This is a genomic window from Azorhizobium doebereinerae UFLA1-100 (assembly GCF_000473085.1).
In the GTDB taxonomy this organism is placed as follows: Bacteria; Pseudomonadota; Alphaproteobacteria; order Rhizobiales; family Xanthobacteraceae; genus Azorhizobium; species Azorhizobium doebereinerae.
Genome location: NZ_AXBA01000097.1, coordinates 1 through 1,352, shown reverse-complemented (window position 1 = coordinate 1,352; position 1,352 = coordinate 1). Strand labels below are relative to the sequence as shown.

Below are 1,352 nucleotides of genomic sequence, written 5' to 3'. Positions count from 1 at the left end.
GTGGATGCCCCCTCCAGCGGGCACGTATTGTGTCCGGGCAGCGCCGTGGTGGCGCTTTCAGGGGAGGAGCACATGCCAGATGTTCATGTCCTTGCGATCGACCTGGCCAAGCGGAGTTTCCAGGTTTGCGGCACGGATCGGGGCGGGGCGGTTCTGTTCAACCGAACGGTGTCCCGCACGAAGCTGATCCAGCTGTTGAGCGCGCAGCCGCCCTGCATCGTGGCGATGGAAGCCTGCGCAACGAGCCACTACTGGGGCCGGTTTGGTCAAGGCCTTGGACACGATGTTCGGCTGGTTCCGCCGATCTACGTGAAGCCCTTTGTGAAGCGGCAGAAGAATGATGCCGCTGACGCGGCCGCGATCGCCGAAGCCGCGCTGCGTCCGAACATGCATTACGTCGCGGTCAAGAGTGCCGAGCAACAGGCTCGTGCAGTAGCCTTCCGGACCCACCAGTGTTTTGTCCGCCAGCGTACCCAGCTGATCAATGCCCTGCGTGGCCATCTGGCGGAGTTCGGGTTGATCGTCGCCCAGGGACCGGCTCACCTGAAGCAGATCGTCGAACTGCTCGACCAAGCAGGGCCGGAGGTGCCGGACGCCGTCAGAGAGATCGTCCGGCTCTACCTCGATCAGATCGACGTTCTCACGCTCAAAATCGAAGAGCTGCATCGCGGGCTCAGGGATGCAACCCAGGAAAATGCCGAGATGCGCCGTCTCTGCACGGTCCCCGGTGTCGGTCCTGTGACAGCTGGCGCTGTCCTCGCCTTTGCCCCCGATCTGCGCGCCTTCTCGAGCGGGAGGAACTTTGCGGCTTGGCTGGGGCTCGTGCCGAAACAGCGATCGACGGGCGGCAAGACGCGGCTCGGCGGTGTCAGCAAGATGGGGCAGACCGACATCCGCCGGCTTCTAATCGTCGGCGCCATGAGCCGAATCCGATGGATTGTCCGCAAGGGCATCCTCCCAGGGAGCTGGCTTGGGAACCTCGTCGGGCGCAAACCTCGCATGGTCGCCGCCGTCGCCTTGGCGAACAAGATGGCCAGGATCATCTGGGCGATCATGACAAGGGAGGAAAATTACAGGATGGCGTGAGCGGTCGCCTTCCTCAGAAGGGGACAACTATCGCCTCGGGGTCCTCGGACCCCGGCAAGGAGATCGACTGACGACCTATGCGGCAAGGACTTCAATGTTCAGGACGGGGAAAACCAGTCCCGGGGCTCGAGCGCAAAGCTCTCTGAACCGATCTGGACCCTGTTCTTCGAACTGCATACCGGCCCCGTGGCGCAGGTCACGACCAGAGGCCTGACACACGACCGATAGAAGCGCCAAGCCGCCGAAGCCTGTCAGAAGAAACCCCT

1 protein-coding gene is annotated in these 1,352 nt (G+C 63.0%); it reads left to right on the top strand.

All coding sequences use genetic code 11. The features are described from left to right. Nucleotides 1-72 precede the first annotated feature (72 nt). A complete protein-coding gene (locus YU1_RS0125700; protein ID WP_029006469.1) occupies nucleotides 73-1,086 on the top strand; it encodes an IS110 family RNA-guided transposase in 1,014 nt (337 codons plus the stop codon). Nucleotides 1,087-1,352: the final 266 nt, after the last annotated feature.